Consider the following 23,152-nt stretch of genomic DNA (forward strand, 5'->3'; position numbering starts at 1 on the left):
ATGGATTTTTCGATATACTTTTCTAAATTAAAATCATAGAATTATCTAAAAAAATTCTTTATAGCTTCTAATTGAATTTTGTGGCTACACTCATCACAACAATATACCCCTTTTGGTTTCTCTTTAAATCGCTTATATTTTTCACTACCTTCATAAACACGAAATATATTTTTACAAGAAAAGCAAACAATTTCATAAAACATCATATGCATTTTCCTCCTCGTATTTATAACCTATCATCAAGCAACTTGAGAAGGCTTTTTTCCCATATCCATATATTATTAATAAAAGGTTTTTCTAAATTTTTATGGAATTATATAAATATCATTAAAAGTGAGGTTTACACCTTTTTCAATAATTTTCAACTGAAGGATCATGTTGCAATGAAAGTATTGGAGTTGAAACACTATGAATCGTATCGATTACATAAGACAAGAAGAAAAGAAATATCACGACCTTTGCTATGAACAATATAAACTATTTGAAACTGGTTCTTGGCTGTACAAACCGGTTAAAACAGTTATGGACTTGATGGATCACTTTGAAGGACAAAACAACTTGCAAGTACTTGACCTCGGCTCTGGCGTCGGAAGAAATAGTATTCCCATTGCACAAAAGATACAAAATACTAGCGGCACTGTTACATGTGTCGATTTACTTATTTCCGCTTTAACAAAATTACAAACTTATAGTAAAGAATATGAAGTAATTAAAAATATTAAAACAGAACAAGCAGCAATTGAAAACTACTATATCCAACCTAATACTTATGATTATATCGTTGCAGTATCCAGTTTAGAGCATGTTCAATCAGAAGAAGATTTAAAAAACGTGCTCTATTCTATGAAAGAAGGTACAAAAAGTGGCGGTATTAATTGTTTAATTATTAACTCGAACATACAAGAAATTGACTTACATACAAATGAAGAATTAGATGCTTTAATTGAAATTAACCTTCCTACTGAAGATATGATACATCTATTAAAAAGTATTTATAAGGAATGGAAAGAAATTGAAGTTGAAATAAAAGAATTAGTCTATGATATTGTTCGCGATGAAAGGCATATTCAATTAAAAACAAATGCTATAACATTTGTTTTTCAGAAATAAAACTATAAAAGGTAAGGCTTTTCCCTCATATATTCATAAAAACACCCTTACCTTTCAATTATAAATTCTTCAAAAAATTGCTTTGTTATTACTTCATCTAAAACATTATTTTTATTAGAAATACTATTCAGCTAGTAATTGAATTCATTTATTAATAATTGCTTGTCGAGCTTTTTCTTTATCATCAAAATGAATAGTTGAATCTTTTAAAATTTGATACGTTTCATGCCCTTTCCCTGCAATCAAAACAATATCATTAGAAGATGCCATGTTTATTGCGTGATTAATTGCAAGTTCACGATCTACTTCCACTTTATAATTCAAATTATTATTTTGCGAAAATCCTTTTTCAATATCTTTCATTATTGCCTGCGGATCTTCCGAACGTGGATTATCAGAAGTAATAAAAACAAAATCACTATAACTTCCAGCAATTCCACCCATTATAGATCGTTTTTTTGCGTCTCTATCTCCACCACAACCGAAAACAGTAATAATTTTACCTTTTGCAAACTCTCTAATTGTAGAGAGAACATTTTCTAACGCATCCGGTGTATGAGCATAGTCCACTATTACAAGGAAATCTTGATTTTCATCTATGATTTCCATTCTACCTTCAATACTCTTTAAGTTAGATAAGCTATCACTAATGTTTGTAAGCGGAATACCTTCAACCAATGCAACTGTTATTGCTGCTAATGCATTATAAACATTAAAACGACCTACAAGATTAAGGCTAACCTCTATTTCGCCATTAAAGGACGAAACTAAAAAACGAATTCCTTTTGGACTTAAAGTTATGTTCTTCGCTTGAACATCTGCTCCATTATGTATTCCATATGTGATAACCTCAGCTGAAGTAATTTTTTTAAAGTATTCTACCGATGGATCGTCTGCATTCAAAACAGCTATTTTTTTATCTATAGTAGATAAATTATTTCCTAATCTCGCAAAAAGAAGACTTTTTACATGCTTATATTCATCAAATGTTCCATGATAATCTAAATGATCTTGTGTTAAATTTGTGAAAACAGCTATTTTAAAGTTACACCCTTTAACTCTTTCCATATGTAACCCTTGTGACGTAACTTCCATAACACAATAATCTGCATTTTGATTTTTCATCATTTGCAAATTCCGTTGAAGTGTTGGAGGTTCTTGCGTATTAATATCAGTAGGATACCATTTTGAACCCACTTTCACTCCGTTATTCCCCATGAGCCCCGTGTGATATCCATAATCACTTAAAATTTTTTCAAGTAAATAGGAAGTAGTTGTTTTCCCATTTGTCCCTGTAATTCCAATTAACTTCATTTTATTAGATGGATAACCATAGAAATGTGACGCAATAACTGCCATAGCATACCTAGCATCTTTAACAATTATTTTAGGTATCTCAATATTTACATCTCTTTCTACAATTAGCGCTACAGCACCATTTTTCACTGCATCTTCAACAAATTGATGTCGATCTTCAAGAAAACCATCGATACCTGATACACATATAAATAGGTTACCATTAGTTATCTTTCTAGAATCCATTTCTAATCCCGTAATTTTTACATTCATATCGCCAATAGTTTCTTTAACCAATAACAAATTCGCCAGCTCTTTTAGTTTCAAATCCCCCGCCCCCTTACATATTACCTTATTAAGTTTACCACTTTGTATAAAAACAATGGTTTAAAATTCCATATTTTTTGAACTAAATTTAATCACCCTTAATAAATAAAAGAGCACTTGTTTCCGCAAGTGCCCTTTTGGGGATTTTGAGATACCCTCTTAACGAAAGTTAAGGTTACTTAAAGTTAAAAGGTATTTATATTATATGCTTGTCCTCTTTATTTGTGCATAATTAATATATAAACATATTTAATCATTCTTAATAACTTTTAGTTATCGTTCTTTTTTACATGTTATCTTTAAGAAATTGATTGAAGGTTTATTGACCATATTCTTATTTGGTTCATCAATTTGCGAAACTTGTACTAGTCCATATTTTTTAAAATCTTGTTTTATAGATTCAGAATCATAGAAGAACATTTTCACACCTTCCATTATCTCATAATAATCTTTATCCAACTGTTTTCCTTTTCCGTACATTGGAGCTTTTTTAGAAACAGTTGTAAAAACCATATATCCACCCGGTTTTAACTGATTAAAACAATTTTTAATAAATTTCTCTCTTTCCTGGTCATTCAGCAAATGAAGAAGTGCATGACTAAATATCCCATCGTAAAGATTAGTATCAAAAGGCATTTCGTTTACCGAACCGTGATAAATACTAATATCTTCTAATCCGTTTTGTTTCGCTAAATCAATAGCTGTTTGTGAAATTTCAATTCCAGTTACATTTATACCATTATTAATAAACACCTTTGCGTTTCTGCCATATCCAATACCCGGAACTAATATGTCCTTAACGTTCTTTTCTAGAAAAAAATCCTTTGTCAAAATTGCTGATTCTGTAGGTTCAAATCCCCACATCGTTTGTTTCTCAATAAAGCTTGATTCCCAAAATTCCATTATGTTTCTATCTCCTTATTTTCAATCCATTTTAGTATTAAATTAAAGGCAAGTTTTTTGTGTTGTTGTTATAGGGTGTTGTTATAGGGTGTTGTTGCTATATAGTTTTTTCTTCTATTCATACCACTTACCTTATTCATCTTGGCTCCATTGAATATAGCATAATACTAAGCCTATATCTAATATAAAGATTGGTGTAAAAGCCACTCTTTTTATTAACCCTTTATCATTCTAAATGAATTTCAATTAAACTTTTTGTGAAAATCAAAACTTACATATATTGAAAATAGATCTATTTAACTCAATCTTTTTTCAATAAGGATTTGATGATCCATCTTCTATTTTCAAAAAAATAAAAAGCACCCGAATGGATGCGTATAGATTAAACTTATTCATTATTACTTTTTCCACTTTCATCATCAACTGATTTGGAGTCTAACATGCTGCCTATATCCGGCGGTAAAGTTAACTCTATACCAGCTACTGGTTGATTATCTTCATTAAACCATTGTTTCTTAAATTTAATCAATTCTTCATTTTTCTTATTTTCATCCATATTATCCCCCCCTTTTATGTATGATATTAAACACTTTACTTAATATGTACATTGAGAAAGATAATATACTATTTGTACATAATGAAAGAGCAAAAACCATTCTCTGTTTACACAAGCCATTGTACCTATTTAAAAAAACCGTACATGTTACTCCGTGCTCTGTTATCATATTAATGTCGAAACATACGTGGCCTATGCGGTACCTGGTCATTTTGTTCATTATTTATATGAGACAAATACTTTTAAAGGGGTAATTATTCCTTGATTTAATTCCTCAAAACATTGAATGAGTTCTGTATATTGTATTTCATGTTGAAAAATCTCTTCTATCCATGGTGTTTGTTCTATTTGACTAAAAAACCAATCTGCATGTTTTTGATAATCATACCCATCACTTGAACCAATGATTTGCAATTCTTTCTGATAAAAATCGGCGGTTAATGTTAATTCTTCAATATTACCATCAGAAAGTATACATATTTGTCCATTAGTTTTAAGTGCTTTTTGTAATGTATGAAATCCGCTATTTGTAGCAGAACATTCGAAACCGTAATGAAATGCTTCTTTTATTTGTTCTTCTGATTCATATATGTTTTTTGCACCAAACTTCTTTGCAAAATCTCTTCTATTTTTATTAGGTTCGACAACATCTACATGCTTAACACCTACATAGTATTTTAAGAAATAACAAGCAAGTAAACCTATAACTCCCATTCCAGTTATAAGTATCTTTTCATTCTGTCGTGGGTTTAGTTTCAATATGCCTTTAGCAGCATCACACGAAAGAATAGATAATAAGGCATCTTTAGGTTCTATATAACTAGGCACTCGAATTACTTTATCCCCTTTAACTATTCCTATCGTATCATGTCCATAAAAAGAAACTACCCTATCACCTACTTTTAAATTTGTTACTTTATTCCCAACTTGAATAACCTCACCATAACTTTCATATCCAGTTTTTCTTGGATAAATAGGATTCATATCTGTAACATCGGATCCTTTAAACTGCGGTAACTCTGCTCCAATACTTATTGCCCCTGCAATTGTTTTAACGATAATTTCATCATCCTGTATAGACTTTATTTTACACGTTTTCCACTTAAGGTATTTTGGTCCTTCTAAAACTAATTTATTTTGTTCCATTTATGACCCTCTCATTTTATAAAAATATATTCTCACTAAATTTAAAACAATGTATAATAAATTCATCTAAAATTTAAGCTATAACGTTGACTAGCACCCAACAGTGATAAAATGATAATTGAATTTGATGGATATGGTATAAATGAGTATGTTTTTGGCCGTAACCGTTCTCTTAACGAGTTAATAATAATGTATTTAAATGTAAAAAATGAAGAGATATCTAATGAAGAACTTCTAAACTTATTTTGTGTACGGTATCATTATGAAAAAATTCAAAAGTTATTACAAGAAGACGTCTTGAGCGATGTTGTCATTGATTTAGATACAGACTATATTTATATCCCTACTAGATAACAGTAAACTAGATCGAGTGAATAGAAATTACGATTCAGCTAAGTGTTTAATAAAATAAGTCATTGCCCAAATTAATGTCGCAAACTGAGTGACAAAATACATTGTCCATTCAAAACCAGTCAATTTTCTATCTCGTTTAACCTTCTTTAAGTATCTGTAAAATATAAATGTACTTAAAAACATAAGTAACAACGATAATTGTTGTAAATCATCGACTATACGTACTACCATAAACTTCATCATCCTCCTATTTACAATAAGAAAAGATAATCAAAAGGGACCTTTCCCCTCTGATTATTAGCTGAACCAACTAAGCCTTTACGAGCAGTTAATATGGAATATTCTACACTCTAACAATACCATTAATTAGTAAGGGATAATACCTTTTCAACAAATACAAAAAATCCAAATAAACATATGTATAAATATAATGTGTGATTCTTGTTCCTTATTAGTTTTAATCAGGAGCGCTTTGACAAACGCTCTTTCGTTTAAAAATAAGAACTATTTCGAAATTTTTATAATCTAAATTAAATGATGACTGCAATTTAGCCTTTGAACCCCTTAAATGTTAACTCTCTTTTTAATTTTTGAAGATTGTTGCATAGTATCAATATTCACAACTGTTATATTTCTTTCCCCACGAGAAAACTACAACTAAAAAAGTAGGGGCTATACAAATTGTTAGGTTTATTGTTTTCTTATAAAAAATCTTCTCCGTAATATATAGATCCTTTCTTTAACAATAAGGATAGACTTTTCTTTTTTATAAAATGAATCAGGATTATAAAACAATACCATTCCCATCTGTTGTTTTCCCCTCCTATCTACCACTTAAATTTATAGCACCTTGATCAACCAGGGATAATTTCTTCCATTTTGGAAATTTTATAAGTAAACTTTTTGAGAATCCTTTGAGGTGCGAACAATGTTTTTAAACCAAAATCAAAAAGAAAGAAAGTTGTTTGTTTTTGCAACAATTATACTCATTCTCTATTTGTCTCCTTTATTTATTCTTGGAGAAAATGCGCATATTCGCATTCATGATAATCTTGATTCCAATTTGTCCTGGTATAAGGTTTTGACATGTAGTGGAGAGATACAAGGTCCGATTAATAGTACAATTCCACAGGTGATAAATAATCAATTGTCAAGAAACGCCTTTAACACAGAATTTAGTGGTATTGTATGGTTGTATGCTTTTTTTCCAAATATGGTTGCTTATGTATTAAGTCAGACAATTACAAGAGTGATTGCTTTTATAGGCATGTATGTACTTTTAAAACATCATTTTTTACCAAAAGAGGAATGGATGGTCATTTCAATAGGAGTTTCATTAACTTTTGCTCTTACCCCTTTTTGGCCATCAGGAATGCTTAGTACTCTGGGAATGCCTCTTGCACTTTGGGCATTTTTAAATATTCGAAAAGGGGAAAAATTGTGGAAGAACTATTTCGTACTTACTCTAATCCCTCTATATTCGAGTATTGTTTTAGGTTTTTTCTTTTTTTTAAGTAGCATAGGGATACTCTGGTTAGTTGACTTAGTAGTAAAAAAAGAATGGAACTTTCGTTTTCTTTTTTCAATTATTTATATGACGCTCATTTACATGATTGTAGAATATCGCTTAGTAACTTCCTTCTTTTTATCAACTGCACCTAACAGTAGAGATGAATATTTTCATGCAAGATTATCGTTATGGCGGTCTCTCCGACTTACAGTGAAAAATTTTCTTTTAGGACATACCCATGTCATGACAGTCCATACATTTGTTATTTTACCTACAATACTTATTGCGTTGTATTTTATCATTACTACAAAACGATGGAAGCAAGAAAAAGTCTTTATTTTTTTGTTCTGGTTTAACATATTTTTATCAATTTGGTATGCTTTTTGGTTTTATAAAGGCTGGCTTCCATTAACAAAACGATTTCACATTTTAGATACATTTAATTTTGCACGTTATCATTTTTTGCGCCCGTTAGTTATTTATGTTCTATTCGCTCTTGGATTAAAAGTTTTATGGTTACAAGGGAAAGTATGGAGACATGCTACAACAAGTATTATAATAGCCCAAATTATTTTGTTATGCTTTTATAATGAAGAAATTGTTTATCAAAATAAACCTTCAGTAAAAGAATTTTTTGCAGAAAAACAATTTAAGGAGATAAAAGAGTACATAGGTTTATCTGTGGAACAGTACCGTATCGCTAATATCGGTTTACATCCAGCTATCGCTCAGTACAATGGGTTCTATACACTTGACACATACAACAATTTTTATCCTCTATCTTACAAATATGAATTCCGAAAAATAATTGAGAAGGAACTAGCGAAAAATAAAACGATTCGTACGTATTTTGACGAATGGGGTGGCCGTTGTTATATTTTCACCGATGAACTTGGAAAACACTATATGTTTAAGAAAAATTCGAAAAAACGGTTAAAAAATGTAGAACTAAATATAGATCATTTTAAAAAAATGGGTGGTCGTTACATATTTTCTGCTATCCCTATTGAAAATGCAGTAAAAAACAATTTATCCCTCGAGAAAATATTTATATCAAAGACATCCGCTTGGAAAATTTATTTATATAAAGCAATATAGATAAGTACATTAGATTACATCTCTCGATATAAATTTATAAAAAATCAAACTAATATTTAACTGCAATATTAGTTTGGTTTTTACTATTTGTATGAAATTGAACTACTCACCACAAACACCATGCAGTACTTCAAATTCACCTTCTGCATTTGAAATACTGCGTTCCCCGCCTTTAATAGAATCTTCATAAATTTTCACATTGGATATAGATATAGGTTCGTTATTTTGATCTATGATAATACCTCTTGAATACTTACCAACTGCAATGCATCGATCATCTTTTTTATAGTATTTCGTTACAATCATAGCTCCAATTATTACAGCGATACACACAAACAAGAGAATTATTTTACGCCTCACAACAAACCTCCTTATTCATTTTATTCTTTTTTAAATTGAAAATTTAGACGTTCAGCTTGTTTGATTTCCTCCATTACTTTACGAATTCCTTCTTCAATCCTATCTTCCTTTACATTCGATACGTTCAACTTTAATAGTCTTTGTTTCGGAAAACCTCTCACATAATTTTTATCAATCGTATCAATACATATTTGCATTTCATTTAATCTTTGGAATAACATTTCAGAAATACTCGTTTTGTGTAATTCTAAACAAGTGTGGATTCCAATTGTATTTTGCTTTTTATATGTGAATAAAAGCGGATTTTCACTATGAATTCTTTCTAATGCTTCAGCTAGTTTTTTAGATCTATTATTATAGGAAGATTTAATTTTATTTTTATGGCGTTCGAACATACCACTCTTTATATAAATTTCTAAAGCAGCTTGGGATATCATCGGGCTATCAATATCTAAAACCTTTTTATATGTATGGAAAGCACTCGAAATAACCGGTGGAATAACTGCTACACCAACTCGTAAACCAGGGAAAATAATTTTCGAATAACTTTTCAAATATATGACATGATTATCATGATCCAAGCTATATAACGGATCGGCTTTTGAATCTGTTTCTAAATCTGCTAAATAATCATCTTCCACTATAAATACATTATATTTCTTAGCCAATAGTACGACTTTTTCTTTCTCACCTTTAGAATAAGAAGTTCCAAGTGGATGATGATATCTTGGTATTGTATAAAAGAATTTTATTTTACCCGTTCGAAAAATACGCTCCAATTCATTTAAATCAATACCTTCACTCGTACGTTTAATACCGATTACTGGAACTTTATTTATTTCTAGATATTCTATATATAAATGATACGTTGGTTGTTCAACTAATATTGTTTCATTTTTATTTGGAAATGGTATAGAAGTTAATATTGCAAGTGCCTGCTGCACTCCTGACGTTATAAAAATATTGTCTTCTTTCGTGAACACTTGATAATTTGCCAACTGTTTTTGAATGACTGGAATTAAAGATGGTAATCCTTTTGGCGTTCCATATACGAACAAATCATTTTTATAAGTATCAATAGCCTTATTAATGCAATGCTGAAAATCTAAATATGGGAAAACATCTGGATCTGGTGCTGAAGAAGCGAAATCAATTATCTCGTCATTTTCTATAGTACTCCCTGATTTTTTAACAACGTAGTATCCACTTTGAGGGACAGAATATATAATATGACGCTTTTCCAATTCATAAAGCGCACGTATAACTGTCGCCTTATTACATTCATATTGCGTAACAAGTGACCGTATTGATGGTAATTTCTGTCCTTCATTTATCGCTCCATTTTGAATCATTTTTTCTATATCGTTTAAAATATGTAAATACTTATACATATTACACCTCCTTCAGCAATTCTATATTTAATTACACCGACTTTTTATTTATATACCATCCATTCCTCAATTAGTTAATTTTCCGATCTTCTATATCGTAAATCCCAATAGCATATGAATCATTTTCAATCCATTTCTTTACTGCTTCTGTTTTAAGTACACCTTCAACTTCTTTTTCTATTTTCTGTCCAAATTCTCTTGCCCCTACTTCATCATCTCTAATCTTAGTTTTTATATCAATGGTAACAGGTTGATTCTTTTTATAATTTATTTGCTGAATCCCAAACCCTTCATATCCATTCTTTCTGAATACGTCATCAAATATCTGTCCAAAAACTAACTGCCATCTTTGTTCTGCATTTACAATCTCCTTGTTTCTTTTAGATATATTTACTTTATAGGACATAATGCCTTGAATTTGCAATCTTTTATTAATTTTTTTTTTATTTCGTTAGCATTTTCGCTATCAGCAATCTCTAAATCTACTATTCTTGCTTTTTCATCCCATATAGCAGCACTAAAAAAAGATTCCTGCTTGACTGTCGCTGTAGCAATACCCATAACTATAGAATCTTCACTTTTAGATTCTTCCATTTCAGGCTCACAAGCACACAATAAAGCAATTGAAAATAAAAATACAATCAACTTCTTTCCTCTTTTCATTGCACTTCCCTCCGTAAATTTTCATTTACGATAAACTTTTACTTTCACATATAAATACCTTCTATAATTTAACATTATTTCACATTTTCTCCTCTTAAAAAGGGAATTACAATTAATAAATAGAATATCTCCATGAATACATAAAAAGTGAGGGATATATAATGCAACGTGTAAATACGATTGATATTAGTAATGTACTACAATTAGAAAAAACTCTTTCGTCTTTATTAAACAAAATGATTTCTTCAAAACTAGACCTTGAAAATTGGTTAAAAGAGCAGTCAAAAATGATTTGGGAAATCGAAGAACAATTAAGATCACATTATATCGCCTTTCAATGTAATACGGATGATGAAGAAATAAAAGATACTTTTGAACATGATCAACAATTTGTAAAGCCACTTTTAAAGCGGTACCAAAATTTATTGGATAATAAATATTTAGAGTCACCTTTTCGAATGGAATTAGATTCTAATCTATATGGTTTATTAGATGCAAAAATAAAAAATGCTCAAAAGTTATTTTGTGAGGACAATATCGAATTAGAAATAAAGGAAGACAAATTAGTCACAGAGTACTTTGAAATCACTGGAGGATTAAGTGCTATTTGGGACGGAGAAGAAAAAACGATAACAGAATTACAATCGTATTTACAAGATTCGAATCGTGACATCCGTAAAAAGGCAAAAACCATTATTTCTGAACAGTTTTTATCTGTTGAAAAAGAACTCCAAAACATATTAAATCAATTAATTGAAATTCGCCATCAAAAAGCAAAAAATATTCAACTAGAGAATTATCGCGATTATATGTTCAAAAAATACGAGCGTTTTGATTATTCAGCGATAGATTGCTATGAACTAGCTGAATCCATACGTAAGTATGTTGTGCCTCTTAAAGATAAAATATTACTAGAGAAAAAAGAGAAACTGCAAGTGGATACGCTTCGCCCGTGGGATGTATCAGCTGTAACTCCAGATCAAAAAGTACTTAAACCAATTGCAAATGAAAATGATTTAATTGAAAAGAGCACTCATATCTTTAATAAACTAGATGTTGAATTTTCAACACTATTAAACCGAATGTATAAACACGATTGTCTTGATTTAACAAGCCGCAAAGGAAAAGCAGCTGGAGGCTTTTGTGAGTACTTACCAGCTTCACAATTATCTTATATTTTTATGAACTTAAATTATACACAAGATGATATTATCACTTTTATACATGAAATGGGTCATAGTATTCATAACGAACTTATAAAACCATTAAAATTACGACAGTATATAGAAATTCCAGCTGAAACAGCTGAACTAGCCAGTATGACAATGGAATTATTCTCGCTTAATTATTGGGATACCTTCTATACAGACAAAAAAGATTTAAAACAAGCAAAAATCAACTACTTTAAAGATGTTATTTCATATTTACCTGTTATGCTTATTGTCGATCAATTTCAACACTGGCTGTATGAGAATCCAACTCATACTTCTGAAGAAAGAAATGGGAAATACTTACAACTTCAAAAACATTATCAGTCTAACGTCATACATATTGATGGCTACGAAAACTGGATAGCAACGAGTTGGTTACCTGTACTCCATATTTTTGAAGTACCATTTTATTATATTGAATATGCAATCGCCCAACTTGGTGCATTACAAATGTATAAACAATATAAAGAGGATCCTAAGCAAGCACTAGAAAATTATAAAAAGGCATTATCACTAGGAAGCTCGCAATCTATAAAAGAAGTGTATGAAGCAGCCGGTATTCGTTTTGATTTTTCTGGCGAAACAATTAAAGAATTAATGCTATTTGTAGAAAAAGAATTAGAATTCCTTGAGCAATTATAAGAAGAAAACTATACCTATATTTTAGGTGTAGCTTTCTTCTTTATTTTATTAATCAGCTCTATGTACTGAGTATCTCCATATCCGATTGTTGGAAAAAGATGAAACAACTTTATTAATAATTCACGAGTTGATAAATCTTTATTTCTAGAGATGAATTTTATTACTGCATTATCTTCTTTTAGCATTTCTAAATATAAATCTATAGCCTGATACATTACAGGTGGTACCTTATAGAAAGTCTTTTTATGATTTACTAATACTTCATTGTATACCGAAGAATATTTTCCTAATTCAAGTTCAATTTGATTTACTTTAAATTCATCTTCTCTGAAGCTATTTAAGTATAACTTCCCCTCATAACGAGAATGTTCAAGGTATGAAAGTATGGTAAGTAAGTTCATTTGGCAGAACATATCTTCACCAAACCATAAAACAATACATTTATACTCTTTCGTAAAAAGTTTCTTTAATGGATCTATAACCTTATTTGTGTAACTTTCTACTGAACTGTTATGTCCTGCTGCCCTTGTCTTAATAAATTCTTCATCAAAAACTAGTGTAGTAACTCGGTTTACACACATCGCTTCATTAAATGGTGCATAATCAGAATCACCCATTAGCTTTTCGTTTTTAAATTCTTCATACATAAGTTGACCATTTAATATGTTAAGTACCTCTTTATCAAATAGCTCACTCTTCCTATTTCGCAACTGTTCAACCTCTATTTTTCTAGAAATATTCACATTAAACGCCCCTTCATTATTTAAATTGAGTTTAACAAATGATTGAATAGGCATTTTGCTAAGTTGGTATTCTCTTGGATTCATTCCAAAAACATTTTTGAAAGCTCTACTATAAGCCTCTTGGGAAGAGTAATCATAATCCAATGCGATCTCAATTATTTTCCTACCATTCTTTAAATCTTCTATAGATAAATATAACCTTCTAAGAAGAATATAGCGTCTAATACTGAAACCCGTTACTTGGTGAAATTTAAAAGAACAATAATAAGGAGAATACCCCATATAACGGGACAATTCATCTAATGAAAATTCCTTTTTCAAATTGCGCTCAATCCAATCAATTATCTGCTGTATATGTTCATTCATTCCCTTCACTCCTTATTTAAAAGTATAGGAAAAATACGTTTCTTTCTTTTGATATTTCTTGTGTTTTATAACATGAGCCATTCTGTAAAATCTAAATATGAGTATTAGTTTTATATTTTTTACCTATCTTATTTTGACATACCTTCTATTCATTTTTCAATTTAGTGTTAATTCGTGTGCTGGCAAGACCTAACTAATTATTAAAGGTCAATTTACATCATATTTCATTTTAAAGGATTTCAAAAATGAAACTAGAATTTTGTAAAATAAGATTCTTTTAATTCTCTAATTAAAAAATAAAAGTTTAGAAAGGACGTTACAATGAACAAACTAGAAAAAGAAATACTTCAATTCATAAATGAACTATATCCGTTGAATTTTATTAACATTACACCAATAACAAATGAAATGTATAAATGTCTCACAGAACAAGGTACATACTTCATTAGAATTACAAACTATAAAACGTATGAAGAACAATTAGAAGAAGTTACATATACGAATTTTTTATACGAAAATGGTTTAGCTGTTCCACCAATACTCCCTTCTTTACAAGGAAATTTTGTAGAAAAGTTAACATTAGATAAAGAGATTTTTGCCGTATTATATAAAGCTGCGCCTGGTATACATTTACCAAAGTGCGAATGGAATTCTACTATATTTAAAAAGCTTGGTCAACAAATCGGAAAATTACATCGTATATCTAAAATCTTTGAAAAGGCTAAACCGGTTAAATATATTAACGACTGGTATGAGAATGAGGAATATAATTTCCTTAAGTATATTCCTAAAGAAGAAACTACTATTAGTGAAATTGCATCTGAAGTTTTAAATTCTATAAAAGAGCTACAAAAATCCACTTCAAATTACGGCTTAATTCACGGAGATTTATGGCTAGAAAATATTTTAGTTGAAAATAATTCAACCATAACAATGATTGATTTTCAAGATTGCGAAAAACATTTTTACCTATTCGATTTAGCAGTTCCTATTTATAGTGCGATAGAATATCCATTTACTGGAAATGGGAATATCGTTGACTATGAGCATTCTATTACAAAAGCACTATTTGAAGGGTATCAAGAAGAAAATGAACTACCTAAAGAAATGATAGACAAGTTTCCATTGTTTATAAAATTAAAGGAGATTTTTGAATATAGTTTAATGCATATGTATTGGGATAAAGAAGAATTAACTGAGGAACAAGTACGGATAATAAACCTTTATAGGATGAAGATTGAAAATAAATATACGTATATCAATATTTAAAAACACTGTTGTTTAACTACAAGGAAACTTTAGTTAAACAACAGTGTTTATTAATTAGCTACTAGACAACCTTTTTTATAACTTATAAATACTGATTCAATAGTCTGCTCAAATCCACTTCATTTTGCGAAGACACTTTCTCAGAAAATCTAGCTGCACTAATAATAGGAGCCCATTGAAAGATCTCACCTCTTGTTAAATCGGTATTATTGCAATATATTTGCAAATACATTTCCGCTAATTCTATATGAGACTGCGCATATAATAAATATGTTCGAAACACATCTGCACGAATGTCACCTGAACTAGCATCTACCCAATCTATAATATTCACATTCTTTTTACTCAAAATTAGATTAAATGGATGGAAATCCCCATGACATAATCTAGGTTCAAATTTAATTGAATGTAACTTATTCAATATATTTCCCTTTTGCTTTTCATCTAATTTATGTACAGATTTTATTTGTCGCTCTAACCTTACTCTCATTGATTCTATTTCATCTGTGTTCATACAAATAGAATGAATCTTTTTTTGTTCGTTAACACAAATATTTATGTAACGCTCTGCTTCATTTAAATTATTAAGCAGGAGATCACCAATACTGTCCCCTTTTACGTATTCCATAATAATTGCCTGTCTATTTTGTATCTTTGTCACTTCAAATACGTTTGGAACTGGTAGCCCACATGAATAAGCGTATTTTTGTTTTTTCGCTTCATTCATAGACTCTGTATCTGAGAGGTAATCTTTAAATAATTTTACAATCTTATTATCATATAGATAAATTTCTGCTGTATTCCCTTTTGCAATCAGATTATCTAGATTCATTTCGTTTACCTCCATAAAATAAATTTGAATAGTGCCTTTTCCCTTTCTTTACATTCACTGTAAACATAACAAAAACCTTCTTCACGAAGATACAAAAAACCTACCACTTTCCATCCTTAAATAGAAAGCGGTAAGTTTAATTTACTTGGAATATCAGCATGGAGATTTGGTGTATGCAAGATAGTAAATGAATATCCTTGCTGAATAAATGATACTTCATCATGTTTACATTCATATGGAACACTATTTTTCTTCAAGTTATTTTGTATGCGTTGTAAAAATGCTTGATCTGGTGTTCCGAAAGAAACATGTACTTTCGGTGGTAAAGCTTTCATTGCGATTGGAATCCACGGTCGCTGCCACCAGGTTGCAACAATATATGCAGTGCCACCTATAACAAAGTTAAAAATATCCCCATCTTCCATCGTTTTCATATTTAGATTTAATTTCAACCATTCCGTAAATACAGGTACACTTTTAACGGGAAGACCGATTTCCCTTATATATAAAATGTTTAAAGGTGACTGCGGTACTAATACATCTTCTTTAACATAACTATGTGCGATAATTTCGAGTAGATTTCCATCACCATCTCTGAAATATAAGTTGAATCGGCCGCTCTCTTCATCAATTGTATGACCATCTTTCCATTTCACAATGAGTAATCCAGACTTTTCAAGCCATCTTGCAGTTTCATGAAATTTTGAATATGGAATCTCAAAAGCAAAGTGCGCAGATGCAATTGGTTCATATACTTCTTGAAAACTAATTGTAGTGTACGGTGTTACTTCAAATTGAATAAATGATGTCGTTTCTTTTTTTATTGGAAAAGATAATATGTCTTTATAAACTTGTTTTACCCCTTCTATGGAAACCGTTTGTAGTTTTATGTCTGATATATGTGTAATCACGTTACATTCCCCCTTGGTTCTTATTATCTATTCGTATTGTATTACAATTATAAATAGATAAAATCAAACGGAAGGATGGATTTTTCATATAAAAACTACAACTTTAGTATGAAATACGTTAGCTTCAAGAGTTTTTCATTTGATATCCATCATCAATAAAGGTATATTTTAAAATTTTCGTTGCATTCTTTTTCACATAAAAAAACTGCTTTTCCATACAAGAAAAGCAGCTCTTACGCTAAAATATATTATATTTTAACAGCAATAATCATAAACCTTTTTGAATTCGTACGAATACCTTTTTCATAACTATTAGCTTTAATGAACTTTTGCAAAATATTAAAATCCTCTTCCTCTTCTCCAAAATTAGGAATAATAGGCGTATGTTTTAATAAGAAAATAAGATCCTCAGTCGTACTATAATAATTAGTAACATCATATTCACGTACTTGCACGACTTCAAATCCCGTACTAATAAGTTCCCTCATATACTTTTCTTTTAAAGTTCCGTCTCTTTCACCAAAGCATTGTCCTCTGCCAAATGCTTCTTTCAGATTTAATTTGTCATGTTCGCTAACTTGTTGTGTTAAGAAAAAAGCACCTTGTTTCATTACTTTTGCTAACTCAGATGCTATAAACGGTGCGTGACAACTAGAAGCGATATCAAAATGGGCAGGCGGAAACGTTAACGCTTCAGAATCCATTTGAAAAAACTCAACATTTTGTACACCTGATTTTTTAAAATTGGACTGTGCCGTTTCAATCATGCCATTAGAATTATCAATTCCAATTAACAATTTAGCTGAAGATGCTATGTTAAGTACATTCTCTCCTCCACCTGTACCAACATCAAGTAGAGTGTCTGAAAGTTTACATCTTTCTTTCACTTCTCCGTAAAAATCCCATGAATCTCCTACAGTTTCACATTTTATTTTACTAAAATCCCAACCATTTACTCTTCCTACTTTATCATAAAAGTTTTTATACTCTAATTCGTTCATTTTGTATTTTCCCCTTTGTTAATGCTTATGCTATTGATTCTTTGTGAAAATGATCCATCAATTTCCCCTATATATGCCAGCCAATCTTCATAAAACGCTTGAACAGTGCGGTATCTTTTATTTTTTTCTTTATGTAGAGCTTTTTTACACATATTATATAATTCTAGTGTGCTCTCCCATTTTTCATAGCTTTTATCATTTTTCCCGCCAATAAAGGCAAAAGCAATTCCGGCTAACACATACACATTCGTTTCGCTTGTAATTTGTGCATGCAGTTCATATTCTTCAGGTGCTTTGAAACGACCTGCTCCTAGCTTTGAGCGTACGTAGTTTATAGAGGCATGATACGCATACTCAAACTATTTTTACCTCATATTTTATTTTCTTCTGTTTGTTCATAACACATCACTCCTTTCAAATAACCGTCCTTAATTCATTCGACAACTACTAAAATGTTCTTAATTTCCATTATATATTATAAAATACAAATTATAAGAAAAATTATACTTCATCCGCATAATTAGTTTACATAATTTTTTTATAGTTTATTTATCTGTACAATCTAAATCCCCCTCAACCACACATACTATCTAAAACAGTACAGACTGCTTTTACATTCTTCATTTTTATTTCCTTCTTAAAATACATATAAAAAGTAGGATTCACCAAAAAATTACAGAATTATATATACAACAAATATTGGACGGATTATTTTCAAATTCCTCTATAATAAAGGTGGTATAAACAGTGTGAAACTTATACAAGAACGTAGCCTTACCGTAAAGACAACTTTTTCTAAAGAATACAAGATTTTTATTTTTGGTTTACTCATTTCACGAATTGGAGACTCATTCTATACTTTTGCGTTACCTTGGATTGCCTATCAATTAACCGGTTCAGCTGTAATTATGAGTTCTTTATTTGCTATTAACGTATTACCAATCGTTTTATTTGGCCCTTTAGTTGGTGTAATAATTGATCGTTATGATCGAAAAAAGTTACTTTTGGTAGCGGATATTACCAACATTATTTTAGTAAGCTTTGTACCAATACTACATTCATTACACCTATTAGAAATCTGGCATTTATACATAATTACTTTTATGTTAGCAGTTATTTCCATGCTTTTTGATGTAACAACTGTTACAGTCATCCCGAAAATTGCCGGAGCATCCTTAACGAAGGCCAATTCTTTCTATCAAATGGTCAATCAATTGGCTAGTTTATTTGGTCCAATGATAGCTGGGGTTTTCATTTCTTTTATTGGCGGCTTTCAGTTGCTTTGGATTAATGTTCTTTCATTTATTGCTACATTAGTTGCTGTGATGTTATTACCGTCTATGAAAACCACAAATAAAAAATGCGAAGATAAAAATACACTTCAAAATGTACTATCTGATTTGGTTAATGGATTTACATGGCTCAAAAATGACCGCTTAAATTTAGCTTTATCTTTTCAAGCTATGATAGGAAACTTTGGAGCAAGTGCGGTTTTAGGTGTATTCATGTATTATTTATTATCCACATTACAACTTACCCCAGAACAAAGTGGGGTTAATTATTCATTAATTGGAATAGGTGGTCTTTTAGGAAGCTTGATTGCAATTCCTTTAGAAAAAAGGTTGCAGCGCGACATACTAATTCCTTTACTCTTATTTGTTGGGGCAATTGGCTTAACTTTTGCACTTTGGAGCACATATTGGCTCGCTCCCGGAATTGCTTTCGGTGTTGCAATGACTTGTAATATTGCATGGAATACAATTGTAGCCACAATTCGTCAGGAAACAGTTCCATCAAATATGCAAGGAAAAGTTTTAGGGTTTTCACGTGTACTTACACGATTAGCTATGCCACTCGGGGCATTAGTAGGAGGCATTATTTCAGCTTATAATCCAGTGTATGTATTTGCTTTAGCTTCCTTTACGAAGTTACTTGAAGTTTTTATTGCACTATGTAGTCCGATACGAAAGCTATGATGGAAGGAAAGATAATTATGTATGATTGGTTAATTAAAATTTATGGATAAGTTTATAAAGAAAAAAGGCATATTATAATGCCTTTTTTCTTTATCATCATTTAACTGGATAACAAACTTCTGTAACCCACTTATTAGGATCCAATTCCATTGCTGGGCTCACATGATAAATATTAAACATCGGGCCTGCTAATTCGTAACCTTCTGTCTCAATCCATTTTGCGGCTGCTTCATTTACGTTTGTCATTTGTTCATAACTTCCGCTTACTGTTACAGAAGCTACTTTGATTGGCTCTATTTTTTGAAAATAAACATCTTTTGTATTTTCATGCTTTCCTAAGATATTTAGCTGTATTTCTACATCTACATCATTTTCTTTGTATTCTTGATCATGGAAGACAGCGATACTATAACTCGGATGGGCCATATTAATATTTTTTATATGAATTTCTTGCATTAACATGGTCCATAAATCGCCTTCACAATTATATGATGGGATAACCTTTCTAACACTGGCTACATATCTTTCTGGAATTTCTTTTATTGAAACGTGGTAATTCATCTCAACAACATCCTCTCTCATCGTTTTCATTGAATCTTCGAGGAGACGTAATTGTTTTTTGAGGTTAGTCATGTCTTCTTTAATTTGAGCACTACGATTTAAAAATTGCTCCTTAATACCATCTATATTATCGCATTCTATTATTCCTTTAATGGTAGCGATATTAAATCCCATATTTTTTAACGTTTGAATTTGATTTACTTTCTTTAATTGGGCTGCTGAATAGTATCGGTATCCACTCTGCTCATCAACTTTTATTGGTTGTAATAATTCCACTTTATCGTAGTGTCTCAGCATACGTATACTAATGGAAGATAGTTTTGAAAAGTCTCCTATTTTAAACATGATTTCCTCCTATAAATTACATCTACTTCGAAGTTCAACTTCATCTTAAACAATGACATTGTGTGAGAGTCAACTGTTTCTAACACTTAACTTATATTTCTTTCATTCTTTCCCCTTCTACTTACTTCCTTCTTAAAGCTATAAGAATTGATATTAGTCCGTTAACAGCTAATAAAGTTACACTAATACTTGTAAATAAAGCTACGTCTGGCGCAAATATTTTAATCGTACGCCAAGGTGAACTCGTACTATAAGTAAGCAGTGGGATAAAAATAATAGATAATAATAGGGATAGACTCCCTATGAATAACCAAATTACCTTTTTTACAGTTTTCATATGTTTATACTTTTTAATTAACATAATTGATATTATGAAAAGTATGAGTGTAACTACCAACAAAATAATTTGTGTTAATGGTATTTTTTTAGGGATATCAACCGGTTCTTCTCCATTCAAAATACTAATAATACCCTTTTTCAATACTGATAGTGCTGTTTCTTCTAATACATGATTTTTATTTGTTAAAATTACTCCACTCCAGCCACTTTCGTTTAAAGTAAATAATTCTGCACGAGCATCGGGCGTTGATCCTGAATGCCAAATCATCGTTTCACTTTCATTTATATTTGTTGTTCTTAATCCAAAACCATAACTTTTTTCTGAATTTATCTTATAAAGTGGTGATAGATAAAGATGCATATTTTCTTGCTTTAATAATTGAGCATCCTCTGGACGATTCAAAAACATAATATATTGAATCATATCTTCTAAATTTGCAGTAATATAGCCATACGGTGCCCCGGCATTATCATAGGACACTACACTTTTTCTTGGAATGCCAAACCAAGACTGATAACCTGTTAAATAACCTTTTTTATATGCAGTTTCTTTACTTGCTGCCGCGCCATTCATATTTAACGGCTGAAAAATATACTTTTCCATATATGATGAATATGTTTCATTTGTGACTTCTTCAATAAGTGCGCCTAAAACAATATAATTTGCATTACTATATTGATATTTCTCACCTGGTGGAGCAGTTACTTTTACATTTGAAAGCTTCATTACATTTTCTTTTAATGCTGTAGAACTTTTGGATTGCTTATCTGATAATGCTAAGCCCTCATATGTGTTGATTCCGCTTGTATGAGTTAGTAGATGTTGGATTGTTATAGTTGAGGATATTTGAGGGTTTTTTAGTTTAAACCAGGGGAGATATCGTTGAACTGGATCCTCTAATTTTATTTTTTTATCTTCTATTAATTTCACTATAGCTAAAGCTGTTAAAGATTTACTTATTGAGCCGATTGCAAATGGCGTTTTACTAGTTACCTTTTTTTCAGATTCTCCAGTAACCCCCATCGTTTTTGTGAAGAATACTTCTTTATTATGTACAATTGCAACAGCAGCTCCTGGAATATTCTGTTCCTTTATAAATTTTTCAATATACTTATCTAATGTAACTTTAACATTTTGCTGAGCGTAAACTTTTGGATGTGTGATACATAGCATAAATACATTACAAAGAATACAAATTAGAAAGACTTTATAGATCGCATTCTTCATTATACTTTAGATGCTTTCTTTTTTTATAACTTACTAAGCTAATATATACTACTACAGAGAGTGTCAAACTAGTCATTATTAATAATGCGTTCCACCATTGATTCTCTGATATGCGATATAAAAGATTATACTGAAATTCATTTTTACTATTAGTTGGGTTAAATGATTCAGTTAAAAATATTGAAAATATACTTTGCGAGCTGAGGTAAGTAATAACTGAGATGAATATGCCACGTAACATAAATTTGTTGAATTTTTCCTTTTCATTTTGAAGTTGTTTCATTTTAACTTGTAAATCAATTTCATTTATTTCTAAAAAATCTTGAACAAATAATTGAGGTGTACCTAAATCATCTATACTATCTTCACCGTGTTCACGACATTCTTGAATATGTTCTAATATTTGTCGCTTAATATTATCCCTTTCTTCTAAACTTATATCATATTTCTTTAATTCTTTTAGTACGTCTGTTAAAAATTGCTGTTCTTTACCTATCAATCTATTCCTCATTTCAGAAGGTCTCCTTTCAAACCGCTTTTTAATAATGTTTGAATATCCGATTGCAATTCTAACCACTCATTAATTTTCTTCTCAAGACGTATTTTACCGTTTTCATTAATTTCATAATAAATTCTAACTTTACCACTGTCTGTTACTTCTTGATAAGTATTAACCCACTCTTGATTTTTCAACTTAGTTAGAATTGGATAAATACTTCCTACTCCTTTCAACTTTAAATTGTGTACTTCTAGCTCTTTCATAATCTCATAACCATAACTTTTCTTTTTTGACAAAATAGATAATACACACATTTCTAAATGACCTTTAATTAAACTTGTTCTATCCATAGGATAAATTTAACAGAAATATATACTTCATTCAAGTATATATTTCTGTTAAATTTAAATAATCAGACAAAATACCAAAGATATTAAATAAGCAATAACATCACTTACGAACTGTTATCACCCTTGATAATTACTTTTATTGTATAATAATTATATAATATATTA

At 30.3% G+C, this 23,152-nt stretch carries 22 protein-coding genes and 2 pseudogenes; 6 read left to right on the forward strand and 18 right to left on the reverse strand.

Going from position 1 to position 23,152, the window contains the following annotated elements; translation table 11 throughout:
* Positions 1–41: 41 nt before the first annotated feature.
* On the reverse strand, positions 42–212 hold the full coding sequence (locus AC0L0O_RS11760) for a DUF2197 domain-containing protein (protein WP_000551046.1): 171 nt from the start codon (positions 210–212) through the stop codon (positions 42–44).
* A gap of 196 nt (positions 213–408) precedes the next feature.
* Between AC0L0O_RS11760 and AC0L0O_RS11765 the strand changes: the two genes are divergently transcribed.
* The gene (locus AC0L0O_RS11765) at positions 409–1,110 is read left to right on the forward strand and encodes a class I SAM-dependent methyltransferase (RefSeq protein ID WP_001079463.1); all 702 of its coding nucleotides are present in this window, start codon (positions 409–411) and stop codon (positions 1,108–1,110) included.
* A 144-nt stretch (positions 1,111–1,254) separates the two neighbouring features.
* On the opposite strand, the gene AC0L0O_RS11770 is transcribed toward AC0L0O_RS11765, so the two are convergent.
* The 4 genes from AC0L0O_RS11770 to AC0L0O_RS11785 form a co-directional block, all read right to left on the reverse strand.
* The gene (locus tag AC0L0O_RS11770; RefSeq protein WP_000768123.1) at positions 1,255–2,733 is read right to left on the reverse strand and encodes a UDP-N-acetylmuramoyl-L-alanyl-D-glutamate--2,6-diaminopimelate ligase; all 1,479 of its coding nucleotides are present in this window, start codon (positions 2,731–2,733) and stop codon (positions 1,255–1,257) included.
* Positions 2,734–3,006: 273 nt separating this feature from the next.
* The gene (locus tag AC0L0O_RS11775) at positions 3,007–3,636 is read right to left on the reverse strand and encodes a class I SAM-dependent methyltransferase (protein ID WP_000397604.1); all 630 of its coding nucleotides are present in this window, start codon (positions 3,634–3,636) and stop codon (positions 3,007–3,009) included.
* Between the two features lie 388 nt (positions 3,637–4,024).
* Positions 4,025–4,192, reverse strand: coding sequence for a hypothetical protein (locus AC0L0O_RS11780; protein WP_000344134.1), 168 nt, complete (start codon positions 4,190–4,192; stop codon positions 4,025–4,027).
* A 219-nt stretch (positions 4,193–4,411) separates the two neighbouring features.
* Positions 4,412–5,338 (reverse strand): zinc-binding dehydrogenase, encoded by a 927-nt coding sequence (locus AC0L0O_RS11785; protein WP_000437345.1) that lies wholly within the window; start codon positions 5,336–5,338, stop codon positions 4,412–4,414.
* 111 nt (positions 5,339–5,449) lie between these two features.
* On the opposite strand from AC0L0O_RS11785, the gene AC0L0O_RS11790 reads away from it, so the two are divergent.
* Positions 5,450–5,692: a hypothetical protein gene (locus tag AC0L0O_RS11790; RefSeq protein ID WP_000582703.1), complete on the forward strand. Its 243-nt coding sequence runs from the start codon at positions 5,450–5,452 to the stop codon at positions 5,690–5,692.
* A 27-nt stretch (positions 5,693–5,719) separates the two neighbouring features.
* Here AC0L0O_RS11790 and AC0L0O_RS11795 read toward each other — a convergent pair whose 3' ends face one another.
* Positions 5,720–5,923: a hypothetical protein gene (locus AC0L0O_RS11795; protein ID WP_041185069.1), complete on the reverse strand. Its 204-nt coding sequence runs from the start codon at positions 5,921–5,923 to the stop codon at positions 5,720–5,722.
* A 697-nt stretch (positions 5,924–6,620) separates the two neighbouring features.
* Here AC0L0O_RS11795 and AC0L0O_RS11800 point away from each other — a divergent pair.
* Positions 6,621–8,300: a DUF6044 family protein gene (locus AC0L0O_RS11800; protein ID WP_473785759.1), complete on the forward strand. Its 1,680-nt coding sequence runs from the start codon at positions 6,621–6,623 to the stop codon at positions 8,298–8,300.
* Positions 8,301–8,405: 105 nt separating this feature from the next.
* Here the strand turns inward: AC0L0O_RS11800 and AC0L0O_RS11805 are convergent.
* From AC0L0O_RS11805 to AC0L0O_RS11815, 3 genes and pseudogenes are all read right to left on the reverse strand, one after another.
* Positions 8,406–8,660, reverse strand: a pseudogene (locus AC0L0O_RS11805) (carboxypeptidase regulatory-like domain-containing protein); the annotation flags it as partial.
* A gap of 20 nt (positions 8,661–8,680) precedes the next feature.
* On the reverse strand, positions 8,681–10,051 hold the full coding sequence (locus AC0L0O_RS11810; RefSeq protein WP_042511227.1) for an aminotransferase-like domain-containing protein: 1,371 nt from the start codon (positions 10,049–10,051) through the stop codon (positions 8,681–8,683).
* A gap of 70 nt (positions 10,052–10,121) precedes the next feature.
* Positions 10,122–10,714 (reverse strand): annotated as a pseudogene (locus AC0L0O_RS11815) (DUF4030 domain-containing protein).
* 161 nt (positions 10,715–10,875) lie between these two features.
* Between AC0L0O_RS11815 and AC0L0O_RS11820 the strand changes: the two are divergent.
* A complete protein-coding gene (locus AC0L0O_RS11820; protein WP_042511228.1) occupies positions 10,876–12,567 on the forward strand; it encodes a M3 family oligoendopeptidase in 1,692 nt (563 codons plus the stop codon).
* 14 nt (positions 12,568–12,581) lie between these two features.
* On the opposite strand, the gene AC0L0O_RS11825 is transcribed toward AC0L0O_RS11820, so the two are convergent.
* Positions 12,582–13,676, reverse strand: coding sequence for a helix-turn-helix domain-containing protein (locus AC0L0O_RS11825; RefSeq protein WP_428888809.1), 1,095 nt, complete (start codon positions 13,674–13,676; stop codon positions 12,582–12,584).
* A 321-nt stretch (positions 13,677–13,997) separates the two neighbouring features.
* Between AC0L0O_RS11825 and AC0L0O_RS11830 the strand changes: the two genes are divergently transcribed.
* Positions 13,998–14,945, forward strand: a complete 948-nt coding sequence (locus AC0L0O_RS11830; protein ID WP_428888808.1) for a phosphotransferase enzyme family protein — start codon at positions 13,998–14,000, stop codon at positions 14,943–14,945.
* Between the two features lie 82 nt (positions 14,946–15,027).
* On the opposite strand, the gene AC0L0O_RS11835 is transcribed toward AC0L0O_RS11830, so the two are convergent.
* The 4 genes from AC0L0O_RS11835 to AC0L0O_RS11850 all read right to left on the reverse strand — a co-directional run bounded on the left by AC0L0O_RS11835 (position 15,028) and on the right by AC0L0O_RS11850 (position 17,928).
* Positions 15,028–15,777, reverse strand: a complete 750-nt coding sequence (locus AC0L0O_RS11835) for an aminoglycoside phosphotransferase family protein (RefSeq protein ID WP_042511232.1) — start codon at positions 15,775–15,777, stop codon at positions 15,028–15,030.
* A 116-nt stretch (positions 15,778–15,893) separates the two neighbouring features.
* Entirely contained in the window at positions 15,894–16,688 is a 795-nt protein-coding gene (locus AC0L0O_RS11840; protein WP_042511233.1) for a VOC family protein, read from the reverse strand.
* A gap of 248 nt (positions 16,689–16,936) precedes the next feature.
* Positions 16,937–17,689 carry a class I SAM-dependent methyltransferase gene (locus AC0L0O_RS11845; RefSeq protein ID WP_428888807.1) on the reverse strand — a complete coding sequence of 251 codons (753 nt, stop codon included), beginning with the start codon at positions 17,687–17,689 and terminating at the stop codon, positions 16,937–16,939.
* Positions 17,686–17,928, reverse strand: coding sequence for a hypothetical protein (locus tag AC0L0O_RS11850; protein WP_001985306.1), 243 nt, complete (start codon positions 17,926–17,928; stop codon positions 17,686–17,688). The genes AC0L0O_RS11845 and AC0L0O_RS11850 overlap by 4 nt, the downstream gene beginning before the upstream one ends.
* 510 nt (positions 17,929–18,438) lie before the next feature.
* On the opposite strand from AC0L0O_RS11850, the gene AC0L0O_RS11855 reads away from it, so the two are divergent.
* Positions 18,439–19,665, forward strand: coding sequence for an MFS transporter (locus tag AC0L0O_RS11855; protein ID WP_000767282.1), 1,227 nt, complete (start codon positions 18,439–18,441; stop codon positions 19,663–19,665).
* Positions 19,666–19,761: 96 nt separating this feature from the next.
* Here the strand turns inward: AC0L0O_RS11855 and AC0L0O_RS11860 are convergent, their stop codons facing one another.
* The 4 genes from AC0L0O_RS11860 to AC0L0O_RS11875 all read right to left on the reverse strand — a co-directional run bounded on the left by AC0L0O_RS11860 (position 19,762) and on the right by AC0L0O_RS11875 (position 22,987).
* The gene (locus tag AC0L0O_RS11860) at positions 19,762–20,571 is read right to left on the reverse strand and encodes a MerR family transcriptional regulator (protein ID WP_000472607.1); all 810 of its coding nucleotides are present in this window, start codon (positions 20,569–20,571) and stop codon (positions 19,762–19,764) included.
* Between the two features lie 121 nt (positions 20,572–20,692).
* Complete coding sequence (locus tag AC0L0O_RS11865) at positions 20,693–22,138, reverse strand: serine hydrolase (protein ID WP_000786168.1); 1,446 nt, start codon at positions 22,136–22,138, stop codon at positions 20,693–20,695.
* Positions 22,119–22,649 carry a DUF1700 domain-containing protein gene (locus AC0L0O_RS11870; protein WP_001246003.1) on the reverse strand — a complete coding sequence of 177 codons (531 nt, stop codon included), beginning with the start codon at positions 22,647–22,649 and terminating at the stop codon, positions 22,119–22,121. Before AC0L0O_RS11870 ends, AC0L0O_RS11865 begins: the two co-directional genes overlap by 20 nt.
* Entirely contained in the window at positions 22,646–22,987 is a 342-nt protein-coding gene (locus AC0L0O_RS11875) for a PadR family transcriptional regulator (protein ID WP_016087774.1), read from the reverse strand. The genes AC0L0O_RS11870 and AC0L0O_RS11875 overlap by 4 nt, the downstream gene beginning before the upstream one ends.
* Positions 22,988–23,152 lie beyond the last annotated feature (165 nt).

The sequence above is a fragment of the Bacillus sp. GS3m_15504 genome (genome assembly GCF_055825275.1).